Origin of the sequence: Nocardiopsis kunsanensis DSM 44524 (assembly GCF_000340965.1) — a bacterium.
GTDB classification, from domain to species: domain Bacteria; phylum Actinomycetota; class Actinomycetes; order Streptosporangiales; family Streptosporangiaceae; genus Nocardiopsis; species Nocardiopsis kunsanensis.
This window is the reverse complement of record NZ_ANAY01000007.1, coordinates 222927-243912: the sequence shown is the minus strand read 5'-3', so window position 1 is coordinate 243912 and position 20986 is coordinate 222927. Positions and strand designations below refer to the sequence as shown.

The 20986-nt window shown below is 70.8% G+C and carries 16 protein-coding genes; 2 read left to right on the top strand and 14 right to left on the bottom strand.

The annotated features are described in order from the left end of the window. Positions 1-58: 58 nt before the first annotated feature. From pgeF to D456_RS0106950, 10 genes are all read right to left on the bottom strand, one after another. On the bottom strand, positions 59-778 hold the full coding sequence (gene pgeF, locus D456_RS0106995; protein ID WP_017575454.1) for a peptidoglycan editing factor PgeF: 720 nt from the start codon (positions 776-778) through the stop codon (positions 59-61). 114 nt (positions 779-892) lie between these two features. After that, positions 893-2503, bottom strand: a complete 1611-nt coding sequence (ftsZ, locus tag D456_RS0106990) for a cell division protein FtsZ (protein ID WP_017575453.1) — start codon at positions 2501-2503, stop codon at positions 893-895. Between the two features lie 498 nt (positions 2504-3001). Further along, positions 3002-3898 (bottom strand): cell division protein FtsQ/DivIB, encoded by an 897-nt coding sequence (locus D456_RS0106985; protein ID WP_017575452.1) that lies wholly within the window; start codon positions 3896-3898, stop codon positions 3002-3004. Positions 3899-4024: 126 nt separating this feature from the next. Continuing rightward, positions 4025-5482: a UDP-N-acetylmuramate--L-alanine ligase gene (gene murC, locus D456_RS0106980; protein WP_017575451.1), complete on the bottom strand. Its 1458-nt coding sequence runs from the start codon at positions 5480-5482 to the stop codon at positions 4025-4027. Continuing rightward, entirely contained in the window at positions 5479-6639 is a 1161-nt protein-coding gene (gene murG / locus D456_RS0106975; protein WP_017575450.1) for an undecaprenyldiphospho-muramoylpentapeptide beta-N-acetylglucosaminyltransferase, read from the bottom strand. Before murG ends, murC begins: the two co-directional genes overlap by 4 nt. Continuing rightward, a complete protein-coding gene (gene ftsW / locus D456_RS0106970) occupies positions 6636-8021 on the bottom strand; it encodes a putative lipid II flippase FtsW (RefSeq protein ID WP_017575449.1) in 1386 nt (461 codons plus the stop codon). The genes murG and ftsW overlap by 4 nt, the downstream gene beginning before the upstream one ends. Before the next feature lie 164 nt (positions 8022-8185). Next, positions 8186-9640, bottom strand: a complete 1455-nt coding sequence (murD, locus tag D456_RS0106965) for a UDP-N-acetylmuramoyl-L-alanine--D-glutamate ligase (protein WP_017575448.1) — start codon at positions 9638-9640, stop codon at positions 8186-8188. Positions 9641-9644: 4 nt separating this feature from the next. Next, positions 9645-10715, bottom strand: a complete 1071-nt coding sequence (mraY, locus tag D456_RS0106960; RefSeq protein ID WP_017575447.1) for a phospho-N-acetylmuramoyl-pentapeptide-transferase — start codon at positions 10713-10715, stop codon at positions 9645-9647. Then, complete coding sequence (locus D456_RS0106955) at positions 10712-12160, bottom strand: UDP-N-acetylmuramoyl-tripeptide--D-alanyl-D-alanine ligase (protein ID WP_017575446.1); 1449 nt, start codon at positions 12158-12160, stop codon at positions 10712-10714. The genes mraY and D456_RS0106955 overlap by 4 nt, the downstream gene beginning before the upstream one ends. Before the next feature lie 383 nt (positions 12161-12543). Next, on the bottom strand, positions 12544-14202 hold the full coding sequence (locus tag D456_RS0106950; RefSeq protein ID WP_017575445.1) for a UDP-N-acetylmuramoyl-L-alanyl-D-glutamate--2,6-diaminopimelate ligase: 1659 nt from the start codon (positions 14200-14202) through the stop codon (positions 12544-12546). Positions 14203-14391: 189 nt separating this feature from the next. Here D456_RS0106950 and mmuM point away from each other — a divergent pair, with 189 nt between their 5' ends. Next, positions 14392-15318, top strand: coding sequence for a homocysteine S-methyltransferase (mmuM, locus tag D456_RS0106945; protein ID WP_017575444.1), 927 nt, complete (start codon positions 14392-14394; stop codon positions 15316-15318). Between the two features lie 54 nt (positions 15319-15372). Here the strand turns inward: mmuM and D456_RS0106940 are convergent, their stop codons facing one another. The 4 genes from D456_RS0106940 to mraZ all read right to left on the bottom strand — a co-directional run bounded on the left by D456_RS0106940 (position 15373) and on the right by mraZ (position 19553). Next, entirely contained in the window at positions 15373-17340 is a 1968-nt protein-coding gene (locus D456_RS0106940) for a peptidoglycan D,D-transpeptidase FtsI family protein (protein ID WP_026115645.1), read from the bottom strand. Next, positions 17337-17762: a hypothetical protein gene (locus D456_RS27045; protein ID WP_026115644.1), complete on the bottom strand. Its 426-nt coding sequence runs from the start codon at positions 17760-17762 to the stop codon at positions 17337-17339. Before D456_RS27045 ends, D456_RS0106940 begins: the two co-directional genes overlap by 4 nt. A gap of 12 nt (positions 17763-17774) precedes the next feature. Continuing rightward, positions 17775-18845 (bottom strand): 16S rRNA (cytosine(1402)-N(4))-methyltransferase RsmH, encoded by a 1071-nt coding sequence (rsmH, locus tag D456_RS0106930; RefSeq protein WP_017575441.1) that lies wholly within the window; start codon positions 18843-18845, stop codon positions 17775-17777. A 276-nt stretch (positions 18846-19121) separates the two neighbouring features. Continuing rightward, the gene (mraZ, locus tag D456_RS0106925) at positions 19122-19553 is read right to left on the bottom strand and encodes a division/cell wall cluster transcriptional repressor MraZ (RefSeq protein WP_017575440.1); all 432 of its coding nucleotides are present in this window, start codon (positions 19551-19553) and stop codon (positions 19122-19124) included. Between the two features lie 374 nt (positions 19554-19927). Between mraZ and D456_RS0106920 the strand changes: the two genes are divergently transcribed. Continuing rightward, a complete protein-coding gene (locus D456_RS0106920; protein ID WP_017575439.1) occupies positions 19928-20920 on the top strand; it encodes an AAA family ATPase in 993 nt (330 codons plus the stop codon). Positions 20921-20986: the final 66 nt, after the last annotated feature.

The window sequence follows — 20986 nt, the reverse complement described above, 5'->3', positions numbered from 1 at the left end:
ACAGCAGGACAGCGCGCCCCGGGCCGTGAGGGCCGGGGCGGGATCGGGACGGTACGGCTCAGCCGCGCCAGACGAACGAGGCGAAGCGGCCGGTGGGGGCCCCACGGCGGTGGGAGAACAGTTCGGGGCTCTCCAGGGTGCAGCGGCCGTCGGTCATGAGGTGGCCGATACCGGCCCCGCGCAGCTGCGCGGTCACGGCGGCGAGCATGTCCACACCGCAGGTGCCCTGCCGGGTGGTGGAGGCGGCCTCCGGTACCAGCCGTGCGGTCTCGTCCTGCATCTCCGGCGGGACCTCGTAACACGAACCGCAGATCGTGGGGCCCAGGAAGACACTGATGCGGTCGGGTTCGGCGCCCTGACGCACCATCTCCTCGACCAACCGCACGGCGACCCCTCCGGCGGTCCCCTGGCGCCCGGAGTGGGCCGCGCCCAGCACCCCCGCGCGCCCGTCGGCGGCCAGCACCGGCAGGCAGTCGGCGGCCAGCGAGGCCAGGACGAGGTCGGGACGCGTGGTGACCACCGCGTCGCAGGTGCCGACCCCGCCCGGGGCGTCGGCGACCAGGACATCGGTGCTGTGCACCTGGTTCATCCACACGACACGGTCGGCGTCGAAGCCGTACTCGGCGGCCGCGGTGCGTCGGTTGGCCAGGACGGCCTCGCGCCGGTCCCCCGATCCCAGGCCCATGTTGAGCGAGTCGTAGGGTGCGGTGCTCACGCCGCCGGCACGTTCGGTGACGGCGGCCCGGACCCCGTGGCCGAGGTCGACGACGTTTCCCATCGGTGTGTCTGTGGCCCTTCTCTGGCCGGGGTCTGGGGTGCCCCGGGGCGGCGACGGCCCCGCCGTGCTCGGCGGGGCCGGTTGACACACAGATGGTATCCGGGCGTGGGAGAGCTACTTCAGGAACTCCGGCACGTCCAGGTCGTCGGGGTCGTCGAAGATGACCCTGCGCCGGGGCTCCGAGGTCTCCCGGCGCTCGGAGGAGCTGTCGGGGACCGCCTGGACGGGCCCGGCCTGCTCCTCGTCCCGCTCGGGCTGTTCCCCGGTCCCGTGCGCGGCCTCGCCTCGCGGAGCGGGACCGCCGTGTGTGACCGGGGGCTCGGGTGTCTCCGGTGCCGGGGCCTCGGGGGTCTCCTGCACCGGGGCCTCCACCACGGGCTCGGCCTGCGGTTCGGGCTCCGACCTGTGCTCCCAGGACGCGGGCGGCGTCTCGGGCTCGGCCGGGGCCTGTGGAGCCGGGCTGCTCTGCTCGGATTGCACGGGCTCGGTCTGCCATGCGTTCCGGGCAGGCTGCGTAGGCCGGGTGGACTGGGTGGGCCGGGTGGACTGGGTGGGCCGCTCCCGGGCCGACTCGGGCGCAGGAACGGGTCGGCTCCGTTCGGTGCGGGCCGTGCCGGTGATCCAGGGCGTGGTGTCGGCCGACGTCCCGCTCACGCCCGCGGCGGGCCGGCTCGCCCCGGAGGACGGCTCCCTCCGACCGGACGGGATGCCCACCTTGGGGGCGTCGGCCTCAGGAGGGTCCACCGGCTTGTGCTCCCGCACGACCGGTCCGGAGACCTCGGGTTCGTCGAATCCAGCAGCTATCACCGTCACTCGGACCTCGTCCCCGAGTGCGTCGTCGATGACCGCACCGAAGATGATGTTGGCCTCGGGCGCTGCGGAGTTGGCAACCAGTTGTGCGGCCTCGTTGATCTCGAAGAGGCCCAGATCGGAGCCGCCCTGGATGGAGAGCAGGACCCCGTGTGCCCCGTCGATACTGGCTTCGAGCAGGGGTGAGGAGATCGCCATCTCTGCGGCCGCGACCGCACGATCGTCCCCTCTCGCGGATCCGATACCCATGAGTGCGGAACCCGCTCCGGACATCACCGATTTGACATCGGCGAAGTCGAGGTTGATCAGGCCCGGCGTCGTGATCAGGTCGGTGATGCCCTGCACACCCGAGAGCAGGACCTGGTCGGCCGCCTTGAAGGCGTCCAACACACTGACCTGGCGGTCGGAGATCGACAGGAGCCGGTCGTTGGGAATCACGATCAGCGTGTCGACCTCCTCTCGGAGCATCGCGATGCCGGACTCCGCCTGGGTGGCCCGGCGCTTGCCCTCAAAACCGAAGGGCCGGGTGACCACACCGATGGTCAGGGCCCCGAGGGAACGGGCGATGTTGGCCACGACCGGGGCTCCCCCGGTCCCGGTGCCGCCGCCTTCCCCCGCGGTCACGAAGACCATGTCGGCGCCCTTGAGGACTTCTTCGATCTCCTCGCGGTGGTCCTCGGCCGCCTTGCACCCCACTTCGGGGTTGGCCCCGGCACCCAGGCCGCGGGTGAGTTCACGGCCGACGTCGAGCTTGACGTCGGCATCGCTCATCAACAGCGCCTGGGCATCGGTATTGATCGCGATGAACTCGACGCCCTTGAGCCCCTCTTCGATCATTCGGTTGACGGCGTTGACACCGCCGCCGCCGATGCCGACGACTTTGATGACCGCGAGGTAATTCTGCGGTGCTGCCACGACGAGGGGCCTTTCCGCTCGCAATGTGCCTTTCCGGCACCGTGCCCGACGGCGGTGTGCCGCCGGGTGGTCCTGCCGGTCCGGCATCCGGTTCTACAGTCTGCGTTTCGGGTTCCCGTGCTCGCGGGCGTGTGCTCGCGGAGTCCGGGTGCCCCGGGGTTCTCGGATCCGTTCCGGCGCCACCGTTGGTGGTGTACTCCACCCTGGGATGGAACAGAACGTTTCCCAAGCACCCCGACAAGCGTGTCTTGCTGCTCGGTTGACCGAGGTTGTGCCTCCCGACAGTAAGCGGGGCACCGACCACGGGCAACCGATCACGGCATCAGCCTAACGGGGCATAACACGCGGAAGCCAAGCGCGCACCCGGCGCGTCGCGTCCCGAATGTCCTACGCCGCGGGAGCTGCGGGCCGCGTCCGTGCCGAAGACCGGTGAGCGCCACCCCGATGCCCCTCTTTTCCCCGAGCATCCGTTTACTTGGGCAGGTAGTGGCGTGGGCTTCATCGGACGACGGCGAGGCCGGGGTCGGACACGTCGTAGACCCGGCCTTCCTGCGGAGGGTGTTCGCTCATGAGGGTCCGCAGGACGTCGCTCTTGTCCTGGGTGTCGGAGGCCTCGCCCCACTCCACCGTGGACCCGTCGGCCAGCCGGACGGCGACCTCGTCGGCCTCGGAGGCGTCGACGAGCTGTATCTGGGCCAGGAGGGAATCGGGCGCGGACTCGACGATGTCGGCGGCGGCGCGCACACCGGCGTTGCCCTCGACCTCCCCGGTCACGTTCACGAGCGGTTGGGAGCCGGGCCGGGTGTCGGAGTCCTCGATGCGGACCCCGTCACCGTCGATGAGGCGGTACCCCTCCCCCGCGGGTACGGCGAGGACGGGACGGCGTTCGACGACCTCGACCCGCAGGGTGGCGGGCCATCCGCGGGCGACATCGACCTCCTCGACCAGGTCGAGTTCGGCGACGCGGTTCTCTGCCGCCTCCAGGTCGACACGGAGCAGAGGGGTACCGGTGCCCACGTCGACGGCCTGCACCACCTCTTGTTCGGGGACGCGTTCCAGGCCCTCCACGGCGACCTCGCGTACCACGAGCAGGCGCGATTCCAGCAGGAGCCAGGCGACCACGCACACCAGGCCGACCACGAGCAGTGCGACGAAGGCGAGTTTCCACGGATCGGACCCGCCCGGACCGGTGCCCTGCCGGTCGGCCCCCGGGCCCGTACCGGAACGGCCCTCGGCGGCCCCGGTCTTCCCGGTCTTCCTGCCTCCGGCGGCCCCGGCCATCTTGCCCTCGGGGGACTTCTTCGCCTTGCGGGACCGTGCCTTGTCCGGCCCGTTCTCGGCGGAGGCGCCCTTCCCGGTCTTCCCGGCCTTCTTCTCCTTCGGCTCGGTGCCCACTCCACGCTCCCGTCGTCCACACAGTCTCTGCCCGGCCACCTCACCACGCGGCCGGCGGGGCGGGGTGCTGACGGGGCCGGGCGTGCCCCGCCGTCCGCCGGCCCGGGGCACACCCACAGCGCAGGTTCAGCCCCGAGCGTCCTCACCCGACTCGGCGGCTTCGGCCAGGGCCTCGACGATGTGCGGCCCCAGCTCGGTGACGTCGCCGGCGCCCATGGTCAGCACGATGTCGCCGGGGCGGGCGAGTTCGGCAGCCTTGCGGACCACCTGCTCGCGTCCGGGCACGTACCACACGCCTTCCCGGTCGATACGGGAGGTGATGAGTTCCCCGGTCACGCCGGGTTCGGGGTCCTCACGGGCGGCGTAGACCTCCATGACCACGACCTGGTCGGCCAGGTCGAGTGCGGCGGCGAACTCGTCGGCGAAGAACCGGGTGCGGCTGTACAGGTGGGGTTGGAAGACCGCCACGACCCGGCCCCCGCCCAGGTCGGGGGCTTCTTCCCCCAAGGAGTCCAGGGCCGCGCGGGTGGCGTGCAGGTCGGCCTCGATCTCGGTGGGGTGGTGGGCGTAGCTGTCGTAGACACCGACGCCGCCGCCCTCGCCCTTGAGCTCGAAACGGCGGGCGGCGCCGGCGAAGTCGGCGATGCCCTCGACCGCCACGTCCAGGTCGTGGCCGAGCTCGTCGGCCACGACCACGGCCGCGGCGGCGTTGAGGACGTTGTGCAGACCCGGCACCGCGAGCTGCCCCACGATGGGGTCGTTGTCGGCGGTGTGCAGGGTGAACTCGGTGGTGAATCCGCGGGCACGGATGCCGTCGACGCGGTAGTCGGCCGATCCGTCCTCGCCGTAGGTCAGGACCCGCTTGCCGCGCTCGCGTGCCAGCTCGGCGACCTTCCGTGCACCGGGGTCGTCGATCCCCACGACGAGCGTGTGCTCGACCCGGTCGACGAACGAGGCGAAGTTGTCGTGGATCTCCTCGAGATCGCTGTAGTTGTCGAGGTGGTCGGCCTCGACGTTGGTGACCACGGCGATCTTGGGTGTGAGCATGAGGAAGGAGCCGTCGCTCTCGTCGGCCTCCACCACGAAGGGACCGCCGATACCGGCGTCGGCGCCCAGACCGGTGGTGACGAGCTTGCCGCCGATGACGTAACCGGGGTCGGCTCCCAGGTGCTGCAGGACCACGGCGACCATGGAGGTCGTGGTGGTCTTGCCGTGGGTACCCGAGACCGCGACACCCTCGCGGTCCAGCAGCAGGGCGCCGAGGGCGGCGGCGCGCGGCAGGACGCGCAGGCCGCGGCGCCGGGCCTCCGCGAGCTCGGGGTTGTCCTCGCGGATGGCGGAGGAGACCACGAGGGTCTCGGCGCGGCCCAGGTTCTCGGCAGCGTGGCCCACGTGGACGTGGGCCCCCATCTGCTCGAGTTCACGCAGGGTCTCGCTGTCACGTGCATCGCTGCCGGAGACCTCGACGCCCGACTGCAGCAGAACACGGGCGATGCCGGACATCCCGGCCCCGCCCAGGCCGATGAAGTGGGTGGGACCCAACTTGTCGACGGGAACCGGGTCGGTCGTGGGGACCAGACTCATCGTGTGTCCTTCCCGTCGTCCTCGAACTCCTCGTCGAGCTCGTCCTCGGAGACGTGCATCTCGGGTGTGGGCTTGTCACCGCGGGCGATGGCCATGACCTCGCGGGCCAGTTCCATGTCGGCGTCGCGGCGCCCCATGCGGGAAGCGGACTCGGACATCGAGACGATCCGGTCGGTGTCGGTGAGCATGGGGATGAGTTCGCCGGTGATCCAGTCGGTGGAGAGGTCGGCGTTGTCGATCATGACACCGCCGCCGGCCCCGACGACGGGTTCGGCGTTGAGGCGCTGCTCGCCGTTCCCGATGGCCAGGGGGACGAAGGCTCCGGGCAGTCCGACGGCCGTGAGTTCGGCACAGGTCATGGCACCGGAACGGCACATGGCGACGTCGGCCGCGGCATAGGCCATGTCCATGCGGTCGACGTAGGGCACGGCGACGTAGGGGACCCCGTCCTGGGTGAGGTCCTGGGGTTCCTCGGCGTTCTTGGGGCCGACCACGTGCAGGACCTGCACACCGGCGCGGGCGAAGTCCGCCACCGCGGAGAAGGCGGTCTCGTTGATCCGCTGGGCCCCCTGGGAGCCACCGAAGATGAGCAGAGTGGGCAGGTCGGGGCGCAGACCGAAGTAGGCACGCGCTTTGTCGCCCATGGCCAGACGGTCCAGGGAGGAGATCTGCTCGCGCAGCGGGATCCCGACGAAGCGCCCGTTGCGGATCTGGGTGTGGGGGTGGCCGGTGTAGACGTGCGGGGTCAGGCGAGCGCCGAGGCGGTTGGCGAGTCCGGGAAGCGGATTGGCCTCGTGCACGACGGTGGGGATGCGCCTGCGGCGGGCGGCCAGGTACCCGGGGGTGGCCACGTAGCCGCCGAAACCGACCAGTACATCGGCCTGGATGCGGTCGAGCTGCTCACCGGCGGCGCTGAGTGCACCGGCGAGCTTCCCGGGCACGGTCAGCAGCCGGGGGGTGATCCTGCGGGGCAGGGGCACCGCGGGGATCAGGCCCAGTTCGTAGCCGCGCATGGGTACGAGTCGGTTCTCCAGTCCCCGCTCGGTGCCCAGGCACAGGATCTCCGTGTCCGGGTCGATGCGCCGCAGCGCGTCCGCAAGGGAGAGTGCGGGCTCGATGTGCCCGGCCGTGCCGCCTCCGGCGAGGGCTACCCTCATCGTCGTCTGTTCCTCCTTGGCCGGTCCCCCGCCGGGACCGGTCCGCTCCTGTGCTTGACCGTTGTCTTGGGGCCACGCGTGCCCGACTTGCGCGGGGCCCGGGTGGCGCGCCCGGACGATGCGGCCGTACCCCGTTCGTCTCCGGGGGTGGACGTCTTGTCCAGACCCAGCCAGCTTAGAGCCCTTTGGGCCCGGCTCGGTCCGCGGGCCGCCAGCGCCTTCCGGGCTTTCGGCTCGGCACGTGCCAGACCGAGCAGGATCCCGAGCGCGACCATCGTGGGTATCAGCGACGAACCACCGTAGGAAACCAGTGGGAGCGGGATCCCGGTGACCGGCACGAGTCCGATCACGGCAGCGATGTTGATCATGGCCTGACCGATGACCCACGTCACGATGGCGGCGGAGGCCAGGCGGGCGAAGGGGTCGTCGACACGGGTGGCCACTCTCAGGCCGGCGTACCCCAGCACAGCGAACAGGCACAGGACCACGACGGTGCCGAGCAGGCCGAACTCCTCGCCGATGATGGCGAAGATGAAGTCGGACTCGGCGAAGGGGAGGAACCCCCATTTCTCTCGGCTGGCGCCGATGCCCAGACCGAGCAGGCCTCCGGTGCCGAGGGCGTAGAGGCCGTGGAGCGCCTGGTAACCGTCGTCGCCGGAGTCGGCCTCGGGGTCGAGGAAGGCGGTCACACGCTCGATCCGGAAGGGCTCGATGGCGATGACGACCGCAGCCAACCCCAGGACCAGGCCGAACATGGCCACGAAGAGTTTTCCGGGCGCACCGGCCACCCACAACAACGCGAGGAAGATCAGCAACAGCACGAGGGTGGTGGAAAGGTCCGAACCGAGCAGGACCAGCATGGTCAGCAGCCCGCAACCGGGCATCAGCGGGATGAGCAGGTGGCGCCATTCGGTGAGTTCGCGCAGTTCGTCCTTGCGGGCCAGGATGTTGGCGCCCCACAGGGCGAAAGCGAGCTTGGCGGGTTCGGAGGGCTGGACGAGCATCCCGCCCACTTCCAGCCAACGCATCGCGCCGTTGACCTCGGTGCCGTGGAAGACGGTGAGCAGCAACAGTGCCACCGAGACGATCATCGCGGGGTAACCCACGAGCCGGAAGATCCACACCGGGGCCTGGGACGCCAGCAGCATCAGCGGCAGCCCGACCGCGGCCGAGACGAGCTGGCGCTGGAACTTGGAGAAGGCCGACCCGGTCTCGGTGATGGAGTCGACCATCGTCGAGGACAGCACCATGACCAGTCCCAGACCGATGAGCAGCATGCTCGTGGCGAGGATCAGGTAGTAGGAGGTCAGGGGCCGGTCGAGAGAGCGCAGCCACTCATGCCGCAGCGGGCGCTCCCGCCCGCTGTCCTTCGTCGTCGCCATCCGCACCCTCCGCACGATTCGCGCCTCAATAGTGGCGTACCGGCGGGTCGGGAACGGTGGACATTTTCCGCGTGTTGGCCATCTTCGGCGGCCGTTCGGGTGATAGTGCGCACGCTGCCGGGGCCCGCGCCCCGAAAGGTGACGCACGGGCCCCGGAATGTCACTCAGAGAAGTCGGCCGACCGCCTCGGTGAACCGGTCACCGCGCTCGTGGTAGTCGATGAACATGTCCATGGACGCGGCGGCCGGGGCGAGCAGGACGGTGTCGCCCTTGCCCGCCAGCGCGGCGGCCTCGGCGACCACGGCGTCCATGACCCCGTGGCCGGTGGGTGCTTCCTCGGCCGGACCGGCGACCTCCACCACGGGCAGGTCGGGCAGGCGCGCGGCCAGGGCCTCACGGATCCGTGCCCGGTCGGCGCCCAGGAGCACGGCACCGCGTAGGCGGTCGGCGGCCGTGTCGACGAGCTCGTCGACCTCGGCGCCCTTGAGGAGGCCGCCGGCGACCCACACCACGGACTCGAAGGCGCGCAGCGAGGCCAGTGCGGCGTGCGGGTTGGTGGCCTTGGAGTCGTCGACGTAGTCCACTCCCCCGACCGAGGCCACGTGGGAGATGCGGTGCGGTTCGGGTTCGAAGGCCTGCAGGCCGGCCCGCACGGACGCGGGTGCGACCCCGATCGAGCGGGCCAGGGCGGCTGCGGCCAGGGCGTTGGCGACGTTGTGCGGGGCGGCCGGGCGCACGTCGGAGAGGTGGGCCAGTTCTTCGGCCCCGCGGATCGGGTCGGGCACGAAGGCCCGGTCGACCAGCAGGTCCTCGACCACACCGAGCTCGGACGGGCGGGGGGTCTCCAGCCGCAGGCCGATGGTGGGCGTGTGTGCGTCGCCCTCCTCGTCGGCCAGGCGTACCGACCACTCGTCGGCGCTGTTGACCACACGCGTGGTACCGCGGGCGAAGATGCGGCCCTTGTCCCGGGCGTAGGGGTCGAGGCCGCCGTGCCAGTCGAGGTGGTCGGGGGCGACGTTGAGCACGACCGCGGCGTACGGGCGCACGGTGTTGGACCAGTGCAGCTGGAAGCTGGACAGCTCCACGGCCAGCACGTCGTGGACGTGGCCGTCCTCGTCGGGCAGGACCGCGTCGATGATCGGGGTTCCGACGTTGCCCACGGCCAGGGCCTCGCGACCGTCGGCCCGCAGCATCGCCTCGAGCATGCGCACGGTGGTGGTCTTGCCGTTGGTTCCGGTGACACCCAGCCACACCTGGTGGGCGGGGCGCAGCCGCCAGGCGAGTTCGACGTCGCCGATGACCTCCACGCCGGCTTCCACCGCACGTACCAGCAAGGGCGAGTCGGGGCGCCAGCCCGGTGAGGTGACCATCAGGTCGCAGCCCTCGGGCAGCGGGGTGGATCCGAGGACGACCTCGGCCCCGTCCCGTGTCAGTTCCGCGGCCAGGGCACGGGTGGCGTCGTCGTCGCGTCCGTCGACCACGGTGACGCGGGCGCCCTGGGCGAGCAGTGCGCGGGCCACGGGGGGCCCGGACACGCCCAGTCCGGCCACGCACACCGGACGCCCGTCCAGGTCCGGGCCGGCGTGCCCGTTCGGGCTCCGGGAAGTCTCGTGCGCCATGGGTTTACCTCGGCATCCATTCCAGGTAGAAGAGTCCGATGGCGGTTGCCACGAACAGGCCCTGGATGATCCAGAAACGGATCACGATGGTCGTCTCGGCCCAGCCCCTGAGTTCGAAGTGGTGCTGCAGGGGTGCCATCCGGAAGATGCGCTTGCCGGTGAGGCGGAACGAGGTGATCTGCACCATCACCGACATGGTGATGATGACGAACAGTCCGCCGATGAGCAGCAGCAGGAGCTGGGTGCGGGTGGTGATGGCCAGCCCCACGATGAGGCCGCCCAGCGCCAGGGAGCCGGTGTCGCCCATGAAGATCTTGGCGGGCGGGGCGTTGAACCACAGGAAGGCGATGCAGGCGCCGAGCACGGCGGCGGCCACCACGGCCAGGTCGAGGGGGTCGCGGACCTGGTAGCAGTTGGCGGTCAGGGCCTCCACGCAGGACTGGCGCAGCTGCCAGTTGCCGATGATGATGTAGGCGACCAGCGACAGGATGACCGCGCCGGTGGCCAGACCGTCCAGCCCGTCGGTGAGGTTGACGGCGTTGGAGAAGCCCACGATGAGGAACAGTGCCCACAGCACGAACAGGGCGATCATCAGCGGGGGACCGAAGTCGCGCAGGAAGGACAGCTGAGGGGCGGCGGGGGTGTAGCCGTAGCCGTTGGGGAACTGAGTGACCCCGTAGGCGAAGCCGATACCGACCACGCCCTGGCCCACCATCTTGGCGCCGCTGCGCAGTCCGAGGCTGCGGCGCTTGTAGATCTTGATGAAGTCGTCGAGGAACCCGACGCCCCCCATCCCGACGAACAGGAACATCACGAGGAGCCCGGAGACGGTGGGTCCGGCCCCCGTTCCCGTCAGGACCATCACGGCGTGGGCACCGAAGTAACCGACCACGGCACCGAGGATGACGACGATGCCACCCATGGTGGGTGTGCCCTGTTTGGTCTTGTGGCCCTCGGGCCCGTCGTCGCGGACCTCCTGGCCGAACTTGAACCGGTACAGGAGATTGATCAGCCACGGCATGAGCGCCATGGAGACGACCAGCGACAGCGCCGCCGCCAGAGAGATGCCGATCACTGGGCATCCTCCTCGGTGATGAGGTCGACAACCTTTTCGAGCGCTGCCACGCGCGATCCCTTCACGATGATGACGTCTCCTGCACGCATCCGATCGCGCAGCGCGGCGGCGGCCGCCTCGGCGTCGGGAACCCGGATGCTCTCGCCCTGCCAGTGTCCGTCGGCGGCGGCACGTTCCGCCCCGTCGGCGATGCCGCCGGCCTGCTCTCCGACCACGATCAGGTGCGCGACCCCGGTCTCGGCCGCCAGCGCACCGATCCGTTCGTGCGCCTGGTCGCCGTCCTCGCCCAGTTCTGCCATGTGGGAGAGCACGGCCACGCCGCGGCGATCCTTCGCCAGCGCGCCCAAAGTGGTCAGTGCCGCCCGCATGGACTCGGGGTTGGCGTTGTAGGCGTCGTTGACGAAGGTCATGCCCTCGTGCTCGGTGACCTCCATACGCCAGCGGCTGACCGGGCCCGCCTCCCCCAGTGCGCTCGCGATCCCGTCGATGTCCATGCCGAGTTCAGCGGCGGCAGCGGCGGCGGCCAGCGCGTTGTGGACCTGGTGGGCGCCCACCAGCGCGAGCTGCACCCGCGCGGTGTTCCCTCCCAGGTGCAGGGTGAAGGCGGGGGCGCCGGTCGCTCCCAGGTCCACCTCGGTGGCACGCACGTGCGCGTCCTCACCGGTGCCGTAGAGGACCACACGCGCAGGGGTGCGTGCGGCCATGGCGCGTACCCGGGGGTCGTCGGCGTTGAGGACGGCGACACCGCCACGGCCGGGGGTGTCTCTGCCCGGGGGCAGGGCCTCGACGAGCTCCCCCTTGGCCTCGGCGATGGCGTCGCGGTCGCCGAACTCGCCCATGTGCGCGCTGCCGACGTTGAGAACGACGCCGATACGGGGCGGGGCCACCTCACACAGGTGGGCGATGTGGCCGATGCCGCGGGCGGCGACCTCCAGCACCAGGTTCCGGGTGTCCTCGTCGGAGCGCAGGACCGTCAGCGGGTGGCCGATCTCGTTGTTGAACGAGCCGGCCGGTGCGATGGTCGGCCCCGTGCGGTCCACGACCTGTGCGATGAGGTCTTTGGTGGTGGTCTTGCCGGAGGAACCGGTGATCCCGACGATCTGGGCCGCGTCGGGACCCCGTTCCGGGTCGCCGAGCCGCCGGGCCACGTGGGAGGCCAAACGGGCCAGGGCCGCCACGACCTCCTCGTCACCGCCGTCCACCAGCAGATGGGGGGCATCGACCGGGCGCGAGACCAGTGCCGCGGCGGCCCCGGCCTCGACGGATGTGGCGGCGAAGTCGTGGCCGTCCACCCGCTCGCCCCCCAGGGCCACGAACAAGGCGCCGGGAGCGGCCTGTCGGGAGTCGATGACGACTGGACCGTCGACGACGGTGTCGGGGCGCGCTGATCCGCCGAGAGCGGCTTGGGTGATCTCAGCGATCCGATCGAGCGTGAGCGCGATCAAATCCACTCCTCATGTCAGGCCCGGTCCACAACGCCTCGAGGGCGGAGGGCCACCCGGCCGGAGTTTCAGGTCAGGGGATGGGCACCGCGGATGCCGTGTGCGACGCCGCGCCGGGCCTCACCACGACGGCGGCCCGTGCCGCGTGCGTAGGCGCCCCGATGGACGGCACGTGTCGGGCTGCGATTGCCGGACCTACCTTAGAACATCTTGGGGTGTTCGAGGTCCCTGTGGGGCCCGTGTGAAGCAATATGCTCCACTTCGTAATCGCCGGTGGGGGTCCGGCCCACGATCCGTGCGCCACGGTACGGGGTACGGGCCGTGTCCGCACCCCGGGTGGGGGTCTGCCCGCGCGGGTGTGTCGCGCGGGCAGGGGGATTTCCCGGTCAGGGCGCGCGGTGGATGTCGCGCAGGGCGTCGCCGAGGCGTTCGCGGGCGCTGACCCGCAGGCGGTCGTCGATGGCCCCGCGCAGCACCTCGCGGTCGTCGAAGGACAGCACCTCGCCCTTGACGTACTGGCCGGTCTCGTGGCCCTTGCCTGCCACGACGACCGTGTCGCCTGCTTCGGCACGCACCACGGCCAGACCGATGGCCTCGGTACGGTCGAACTCCACGGTGACACGGGCGCGCTGCTCCTCGGGGACCTTGGTCACGCCCTCGAGCATCGCGGTGGCGATGGCCACGGGGTCCTCGGTACGCGGGTTGTCATTGGTGATGACGAGCTCGTCGGCGAGCCGTGCTGCGGCCTCCCCCATGAGGGGGCGTTTGGCCCGGTCACGGTCGCCGCCGCAGCCCAGGACCATGTGGATCCGTCCCTCGGTGGTCTCGCGCAGCGCTTTCAGGACCGCCTCGATCGCCCCCGGTTTGTGGGAGTAGTCGACGATCGCGGTGAAGTCCTGGGGGTGAGAGGGGTCACCGTCGGCGATGACCGGTTCCATACGTCCCGGTACACCCGGCGCGGCGGCCACACCGGCGATCGCGGTCTCCAGGGGGACACCGGCCTCGACCAGTCCGACGATCGCGGCCATGGCGTTGGAGACGTTGAAGGGGCCGGGCAGGGCCACCGAGGCGTTGGCCTCCATCCCGCCGGGCCCGACGATCCGGAAGGTGCTGCCGGTGTTGCCCATGAGGACCTCCACCGCGCGCCAGTCGGCCGTCATGGCGGCGGAGGGGTCGGCGTCGCTGAAGCCCTCCACGCCGAAGGTGGTGACCGGGACCCGCCCGTCCCCGGAGACCATGTCGACCAGCGCACGGCCGAAGCGGTCGTCGGCGTTGACCACGGCGATGTCACAGTACTCGGGGGAGAAGAGCGCTGCCTTGGTCTCGAAGTAGTCGCGCAGGTCGGAGTGGAAGTCCAGGTGGTCCTGGGACAGGTTCGTGAAGACCGCGACGTCGTAGCGGGTGCCGCCGACCCGGCCCAGGGCGAGGGCGTGGCTGGAGACCTCCATGGCGGCAGTGGTGACACCGCGCTCGCGCATGAGGGCGAAGAGTCCGTGCAGGTCCGTGGCCTCGGGGGTGGTGAGGGAGGACTGGACCCGCTCGTCGCCCACCCGCATCTCGACGGTCCCCACCAGGCCGGTGTTCATTCCGGCGGCACGCAGCCCGGACTCGACCAGGTAGGTGATCGTGGTCTTGCCGCTGGTGCCGGTGGTCCCGATCAGCAGCAGGTCGTCCGCGGGGTCGGAGAAGACCCAGGAGGCGGCGCGGCCGAGGGCGGCGCGGGCATCGGGGACCACCAGAACCGGCAGGCCCGTGGAGACGGCCCTGTCGGCCCCGGCCTCGTCGGTCATGACGGCCGCGGCGCCCGCACGGGCGACCTGGTCGGCGAAGTCGGCACCGTGAGCGCGGGTCCCGGGTAGAGCCGCATACAACACGCCGGGACCGGCTTGCCGGGAGTCGTGGGTGATTCCGCGTACGTGCACTTCCCTGCTGGGCGCCTCCTCGGGAGTGTCGGGGCGCAGATCCGGGCGCAGGAGAGTGGTGTCCGGCCCGAGCAGTTTCGCGAGGGCGGACAGCGGACGGAGTTGAGTGTGTTCAGGTCGCATTACCGGTGGCACGTGTGGAGGGTAACGGGTGTCGGGAGCCGCTCGGTAATTTCCACGCTGGGTGCGACGGGGTTCACGCGAGCGGCTTTCCCGCCGAGGTTACCGGGGGCGCGGCGTTGCGTCCCCGGTTCGCACGTAAAGCTTCGCCGGACCCGGTGGGACGGCCACCGGTCCCCAGTGACGGAAGGGGTGACCGTGAGGGGCACGGAGGAGGCACGAGAAGGACCTCGTGTCCTGGACGGCGGGTTGGCCACCCGGTTGGAGGCCTACGGCTGTGATCTGGACGACCCCCTGTGGTCGGCCCGGCTGCTGGTGCAGGACCCGGGGGTGATCCGCCGGGCGCACCGGGACTTCTTCGAGGCGGGTGCCGACGTGGCGATCGCCGCCGGCTACCAGGCGAGTGTGCCCGCGTTGACGGCGCGCGGTCTGACCCGGGCGGAGGCCGCGCGGGTGGTGGCGAGCTCGGTGGAGCTCGCGCGGGCAGAACGGGACGCGCACGGGGCAGGGCTGGTTGCCGCGGGGGTGGGGCCGTACGGGGCCTTCCTCGCGGACGGGTCGGAGTACACGGGCGCCTACGACCTGGATGAGGAGGGCCTGTACCGGTGGCACCGGGAACGGTGGCGGATCCTGGCCGACTCCGGTGCGGATCTGATGGCGTGCGAGACGGTGCCTTCCCTGCCCGAGGCGCGGGCGCTGCGACGGTTGGCCGAGGAGACGCCGGGGGCGCGTACGTGGGTGAGCCTGTCGTGCCGCGACGGGTCCCGGATCAGCGACGGGAGCCCGTTGCGGGAGGTGGTGGCCGAGCTCGCTCCCGCGTATGCCGAGGGCTCCCTGCTGGCGGTGGGGGTCAACTGTGTGGCCCCGCACCACGTACCCGCCCTGGTGCGCACGATCGCGGAGGCAGGGGTGGACGCGGTGGCCTATCCCAATTCCGGGGAGGTGTGGGACGCCGCCTCCCGGCGGTGGACGGGCACGAGTGAGCCGGCCGAGTTCGGCGCGGCCGCGGTGGAGTGGTGGCGTGCGGGCGCAGCGTTCGTGGGCGGGTGCTGCCGCACCGGGCCGGAACACATAGCCTCGGTCCGCACCCACCTCGACCAGGCCGTGGGTTCCTCCTGACCCGGCCTCCGGCGCCGCCCCCGTATGCGGACGGCGCCGGAGGGGCCTACCGGTTCATTTCTCCTCCTCCAGCAGACGGAGCGCGGGCGGGTCCTCCCCCGTCGGCGGCACCTGCTCGGACTTGAGTGCGAAACTCATGATGTCGTTGAAGACCGGACCGGCCGCCTCACCGCCGTAGTAGGAGTTCTTCGGGTTGTGCAGAACGACCTGCACGACGATCTCCGGGTCGTCGGCCGGGGCGAACCCGGCGAAGGTCGCGGTGTATCCGCCGTCCTCGTAGCTCCCGGTCTCCGGGTCGATCCGGTTGGCGGTACCGGTCTTGCCCGCCACCCGGTAACCGTCGATGCGTGCCTGTGGCGCGGTGCCCTCGTCGCTGGTGACCGCCTCCAGCATGAGGGAGAGCTGGTCCGCGCTCTCCTCGCTCAGCACGCGGGTGCTTTCGCGTTCTTCTGCCGGGGTGAACTCGCCGCTGGGGGCGACGGTTCCGTCGATGACCGTGGGTTCCACACGTTCGCCGCCGTTGGCGATGGTCGCGTAGACCGACGCCATCTGTACGGCGTTGACCGACAGGCCGTGTCCGATGGAGACCGACGGCAGCTGGGTACCCCACCAGTCGTCGGGGTCGGTCAGCACACCGGATTCCTCCCCCGGCACGTCCAGGCCGGTGGGCCGGCCCAGTCCGAACCGGTCCATGTAGGCGTGCAGGTCCTGGGCCCCGACCTCGTCCGCGATCTTGATGGTGCCCACGTTGCTGGACTGGGCCATGATGCCGTTGACCGTCAGGCGCTGGGTGCCGTTGTTCTCGGAGTTGCGGAAGGTCTGGTCGTAGTACTCCATCGAGTAGGGCACCGTGAACACGCTCTCGGGTGTGGTCGTTCCTTCCTCCAGCGCAGAACCGATGGTGATGACCTTGTTGGTACTGCCGGGCTCGAAGGTCTCGGCCACCGCCCCGTTGGACCAGTCCTCGGCGGTGCTGTCCCCGATGTCCCCCTGGGAGTAGGACGGGTGGTCGGCCATCGCCAGGATCTCTCCGTCGGGACGGGAGACGATGGCGCTGCCGCCCTCGGCGTCCAGGGACTCGACCTGATCGGCCAGGGCCCGGGTCGCCTTCCACTGGATGTCGCGGTCCAGGGTCAGGCGCACGTCCCGGCCCGGCTCGGGCTCGCGCACCAGCCCGCCTGCCATGGGGATCTGTGTCCCGTCGTTGGCGACCTCCACCTGGCGTTTGCCGGCCTCACCGGCCAGGGTCCCGTCCAGGTAGCCCTCCAGCCCTTCCAGGCCGTAGCCTTCCGCACCGACGAACCCGACCAGGTCGGCTGCGCCCGTCTCGTCGGGGTAGACGCGCTCGTAGTCGACCTCGGCACCCACGCCCGACAGTCCCAGGTCCCGGAACTCGTACCAGTCGTCGGGCCGGACCCCCTCGGTGACGACCTGGTACCGGCTGGGTGTGGCGTCGACCTTCGCGGCGACCTCGTCGGCGTTCAGGTCGAAGTACTCGGTCAGCTCCGAGACGACCTGGTCGCGTTCTTCCGGTTCGACCTCCTCGGGGTCGACGAAGACGGTGCGCACCTCGGTCGAGAGCGCGAACGGGTTCCCGTCGGCGTCGGTGATCTGGCCCCGCAGCGTCGGCACGTCGATGGTCTGCAGGCGCATGTCGGAGGCGGCCGCCGCGTACTCCTCGGCCTCGAACCCCTGGATCTGGGTCAGGCGGCCGGCGAAGAGCACCATGATCGCCACGATGAGCACCCCGCCGATCTTGATGCGCTTCTTCGGGTCGCCGCGCCGGAACGTACGGCGCAACAGCGGCGGCGGGGGTTTCGGGGCCGATCTGCGCACGGTCCCGCCCCTGCGTTCGCGCGCGCCCGGGCGGGCGGCGCCCGAGCGGCCGGAGGGCCGTCCCCGGGCGCCGCCGTCGGGGCGGCGCGGTTCACGTTGGGGGCGCTTGTCGGGGCGCGAACCGGACCGGCTCGCCGCTCCCGGCCTGCGGGGGTCACGGGGACGCCGGTCGCGGGACGAACTCACTCGGCGCCTCCCTGACCTCCGACGACCTCACCCTCGTCCGGGTCGAGGAAGAGCGGAGCCTCCCCCTGCTCCATCCCCATCTCTTCGGCCTCCTCGGCGATCCTGTCGCTGTCCTCCAGGTGTGCGACCTCGTCCTGGAGCTCCTGTTCCTGGTAGGACAACCCCCGGTTCTGCGACTGCAGACTCGTGATGGCGTAGGCCTCCTGGGCCACGACACTGCGCAGGACCAGCAGACTCACCAGCGCCGACACCATCAGGCACAGCACGAGCAGGACGAAGGGGATACGCGGGGCCCGTGTGGGGCTCGCCGCCGTACCTCCGCCCACCGCGCCCGGTGCCGGACGCGGGGGCCTGCTCCGGGTGGGCCGCGCGGTTCTGCGACCGCGTGTGGGCCTGCGGCTCTTCCTGCTCGTGGTGCTCATCTGCTCTCCCTGTCACCGCGACGGAGCGCGCACCCGTTCGGCGGCCCTGAGCCGGGCCGAGCGGGCGCGCGGGTTCTGTTCGTTCTCTTCGTCCGTTGGGAGTTCCGCCCCCCGGGTCAGGAGGCGGATCTCGGGCTGCCGGTCCGGGAGGGGTACGGGCAGATCTGCGGGGGTGGTGTCCTTGGCCAGGGCCGCCAGGGCGCGCTTGCTCATGCGGTCCTCCAGGGAGTGGTAGGACAACACGGCGATACGGCCGCCCACGTCCAGGCTCGAGAGCGCAGCCGGCAAGGCGTCCTCGAGGATGGACAGCTCGGCGTTGACCTCGATGCGCAGGCCCTGGAAGGTGCGTTTGGCCGGGTGTCCACCGGTGCGCCGGGTCGCGGCCGGGATCGCCTCACGGACCAGCTCGGCGAGTTCGCTGGTGGAGTCCAGGGGCCCCTGGGCGCGACGGCGTTCGATGGCGCGGGCGATGCGGGAGGCGAAACGTTCCTCGCCGTGCACCCGCAGGACTCTGGTGAGGTCGGCTACGGGGTAGTTGTTGACCACGTCGGCGGCGGTCAGCTCCTGGGTGCGGTCCATGCGCATGTCGAGCGGGGCCTCGTGTGCGTAGGCGAAACCGCGGTCGGTCTCGTCCAGCTGTGGTGAGGACACCCCCAGGTCGAGCAGGACGGCCTGGGCACCGGTGACCCCCGCCTGTTCCAGGGCCTCGGGGAGGTCGGAGTAGACCGCGTGCACGAAGTGGGTGCGGTCGGCGTAGGGCGCGAGGCGTTCGGCGCTGCGTTCCAGCGCGCTGGTGTCGCGGTCCACCCCCACCAGATGCATCTCGGGGCAGGCTTTGAGCAGGGCCTCGGCGTGCCCGCCCAGGCCGAGGGTGCCGTCGACCAGGACGGCGCCCGGTTCGGTGAGGGCGGGGGCGAGCAGTTCGACGATGCGGTCGAGCATGACCGGCACGTGGAGGGGGTCGAGCCCTTCCCTGGCCGCGCGGACGCGGTCGGCGACCTCGGAGCTCTGTGTGTTGCTGCCTGTACGGGTGTTTCGCGAGTCGTCCCCCTCGGAACGATCGTGCTGCCGGGTCTCCCCCATGCGGTGGTGTTCCTCCACGCTCCGTGCCGTCTTCGCCGTCGTGGCCGCGTCCGTCCGGGCGGCGCGGCCGGTGTGTTCGCGTGGCCCGGACCGAGCCCGGCCGGGCCCACCGAGCACAGCCGCCATTGTCCACCTTTTGGGTGGTCAGGCTCCCACGACCTGGCACCGGGGAAGTCGCGCCAGCTCGTGTGTGCCGTGCTCGGCGAGGCCCGGCCGGCCTCGGTTTGCAAGGGGTCGACGTTGGGCCGTGCGTTCGGCGGGTGGGGCCCGCCGCCCTCACAGCGCCCCGGGCAGCACCTCCTCCGACAGACGGGCGAAGACCGGCTCCTGCTGGGCCTCGTAGTCGGCCCAGGCCTGGGAGGACCAGATCTCCAGGCGTGTGTTGGCCCCGATGACCACGCAGTCGCGCTCCAGCCCCGCGTAGGCGCGGAGCTGGGGCGGGACGGTGACCCGCCCCTGCTTGTCGCACGACTCGTCCGAGGCACTGGCGAAGAGGATCCTGCTGTAGTCGCGCACTGCCTTGTCGGTGACCGGCGCCTCGCGCAGGGCCCGGGTCAAGCGGGCGAATTCCGCGGCGGGAAAGACGTAGAGGCAGTGCTCCTGGCCCTTGGTGATCACCAGGCCCCCCGACAACTCGTCGCGGTACTTCGCGGGCAGGAACAGGCGCCCCTTCGGGTCGAGGCGAGGCGTATGAGTGCCGAGAAACACACGCTCACCTCCTCGCCCCTGTACGTGGGGAGCCTCTTCCACCACTTCGCTCCACCCTACTCCACTCCGCTCCACGGTCAACAGTCAATATCGCGCACAGAGCCCTCACGCTTCAGCATTTCCGCAGGTCAAAGCGGTGGAGCGTCAGGGAGCGCCAGGGGTGGCATGCGGATGCACACGCACACGGCGGACATCAGGGCACGGGAGCGCCCACGGAGGCAGGGCGAACCTTTTCGGTCGCTCTTGTCCCTCCTGGGCCACAACGGCGACCGATTCCGGCAATCGTGGTTTGCAATCAACCGGATTCGGCCTAGCCTCGGTTCGAAAGCACCGGTTACCCGCTACGCGGAGCCACAGGGAGCGGGAGGGGTCTTGTGTCACTCGGCACACAGAACGACGGCCAAGGGGGTGGCGTCCGCGGTCAGGTCGGCGAAGTCGTCGCCGTGGCCGAACGCATTCGTGGAGCCATCGGAACGGTCATCGAAGGCAAACCCGATGTCCTACGCCTCACCCTGACCGTGCTGTTGGCCGAAGGACACCTCCTCATCGAGGACGTGCCGGGCGTGGGCAAGACGATGCTCGCCAAAGCACTGGGCCGCGCCGTGGACTGCTCGGTACAGCGCGTGCAGTTCACCCCCGACCTGCTTCCCAGTGACATCACCGGGGTGAGCGTCTACCACCAGGACCGCCACGAGTTCGAGTTCAATCCGGGACCGGTCTTCGCCAACATCGTGCTCGGCGACGAGATCAACCGCGCCTCACCCAAGACCCAGTCGGCTCTCCTGGAATGCATGGAGGAACGGCAGGTCAGCGCGGACGGGCAGACCCGCCCGCTGGAGCGGCCCTTCATGGTCGTGGCCACGCAGAACCCCGGTGACATGGAAGGCACCTACGCCCTGCCCGAGGCGCAGCGGGACCGTTTCATGGCCCGCGTCTCGGTCGGGTACCCGGCGCCGCAGGACGAGCTCGACATGATCGACTCCCACAGTGCCGGTTCGCCGCTGGAGGCACTGACCCCGGTGGCCGACGCCGCCCAGCTCCGCGACATCGCCGATCGGGTGTGCGAGGTGCACGTGGCCCCCGGGATGCGCCGCTACGTCGTGGACCTGGTCAACGCCACTCGTACCGCCCCCGAACTGGACCTGGGCGCCTCGCCGCGCGCTACTCTGCACCTGGTGCGCGCCGCACGTGCCCACGCCGCCCTCGACGGCCGCCACTACGTGGTGCCCGACGACGTGCAGGCCCTGGCCGTTCCGGTCCTGGCCCACCGCCTGCTGCCCGGACCCGAGGCCCGGATGGAACGCCTGACCCCTGAGCAGATCGTGTCCCGCATCGTGGCGCGTCTGCCGGTCCCCGGCCCCCAGTAACCACCGGCGCCGGCTCCGGCACTCCCGACCAGATCCCGAGAGAGGGCCCATGCTCCCGCGACGAAC

Bases quoted from the DNA above. Each gene is read 5' to 3' on its own strand.
- pgeF (WP_017575454.1), bottom strand. From the start codon at position 778: ATGGGAAACGTCGTCGACCTCGGCCACGGGGTCCGGGCCGCCGTCACC.
- murC (WP_017575451.1), bottom strand. From the start codon at position 5,482: ATGAGTCTGGTCCCCACGACCGACCCGGTTCCCGTCGACAAGTTGGGT.
- murG (WP_017575450.1), bottom strand. From the start codon at position 6,639: ATGAGGGTAGCCCTCGCCGGAGGCGGCACGGCCGGGCACATCGAGCCC.
- ftsW (WP_017575449.1), bottom strand. From the start codon at position 8,021: ATGGCGACGACGAAGGACAGCGGGCGGGAGCGCCCGCTGCGGCATGAG.
- murD (WP_017575448.1), bottom strand. From the start codon at position 9,640: ATGGCGCACGAGACTTCCCGGAGCCCGAACGGGCACGCCGGCCCGGAC.
- D456_RS0106950 (WP_017575445.1), bottom strand. From the start codon at position 14,202: ATGCGACCTGAACACACTCAACTCCGTCCGCTGTCCGCCCTCGCGAAA.
- D456_RS27045 (WP_026115644.1), bottom strand. From the start codon at position 17,762: ATGAGCACCACGAGCAGGAAGAGCCGCAGGCCCACACGCGGTCGCAGA.
- rsmH (WP_017575441.1), bottom strand. From the start codon at position 18,845: ATGGGGGAGACCCGGCAGCACGATCGTTCCGAGGGGGACGACTCGCGA.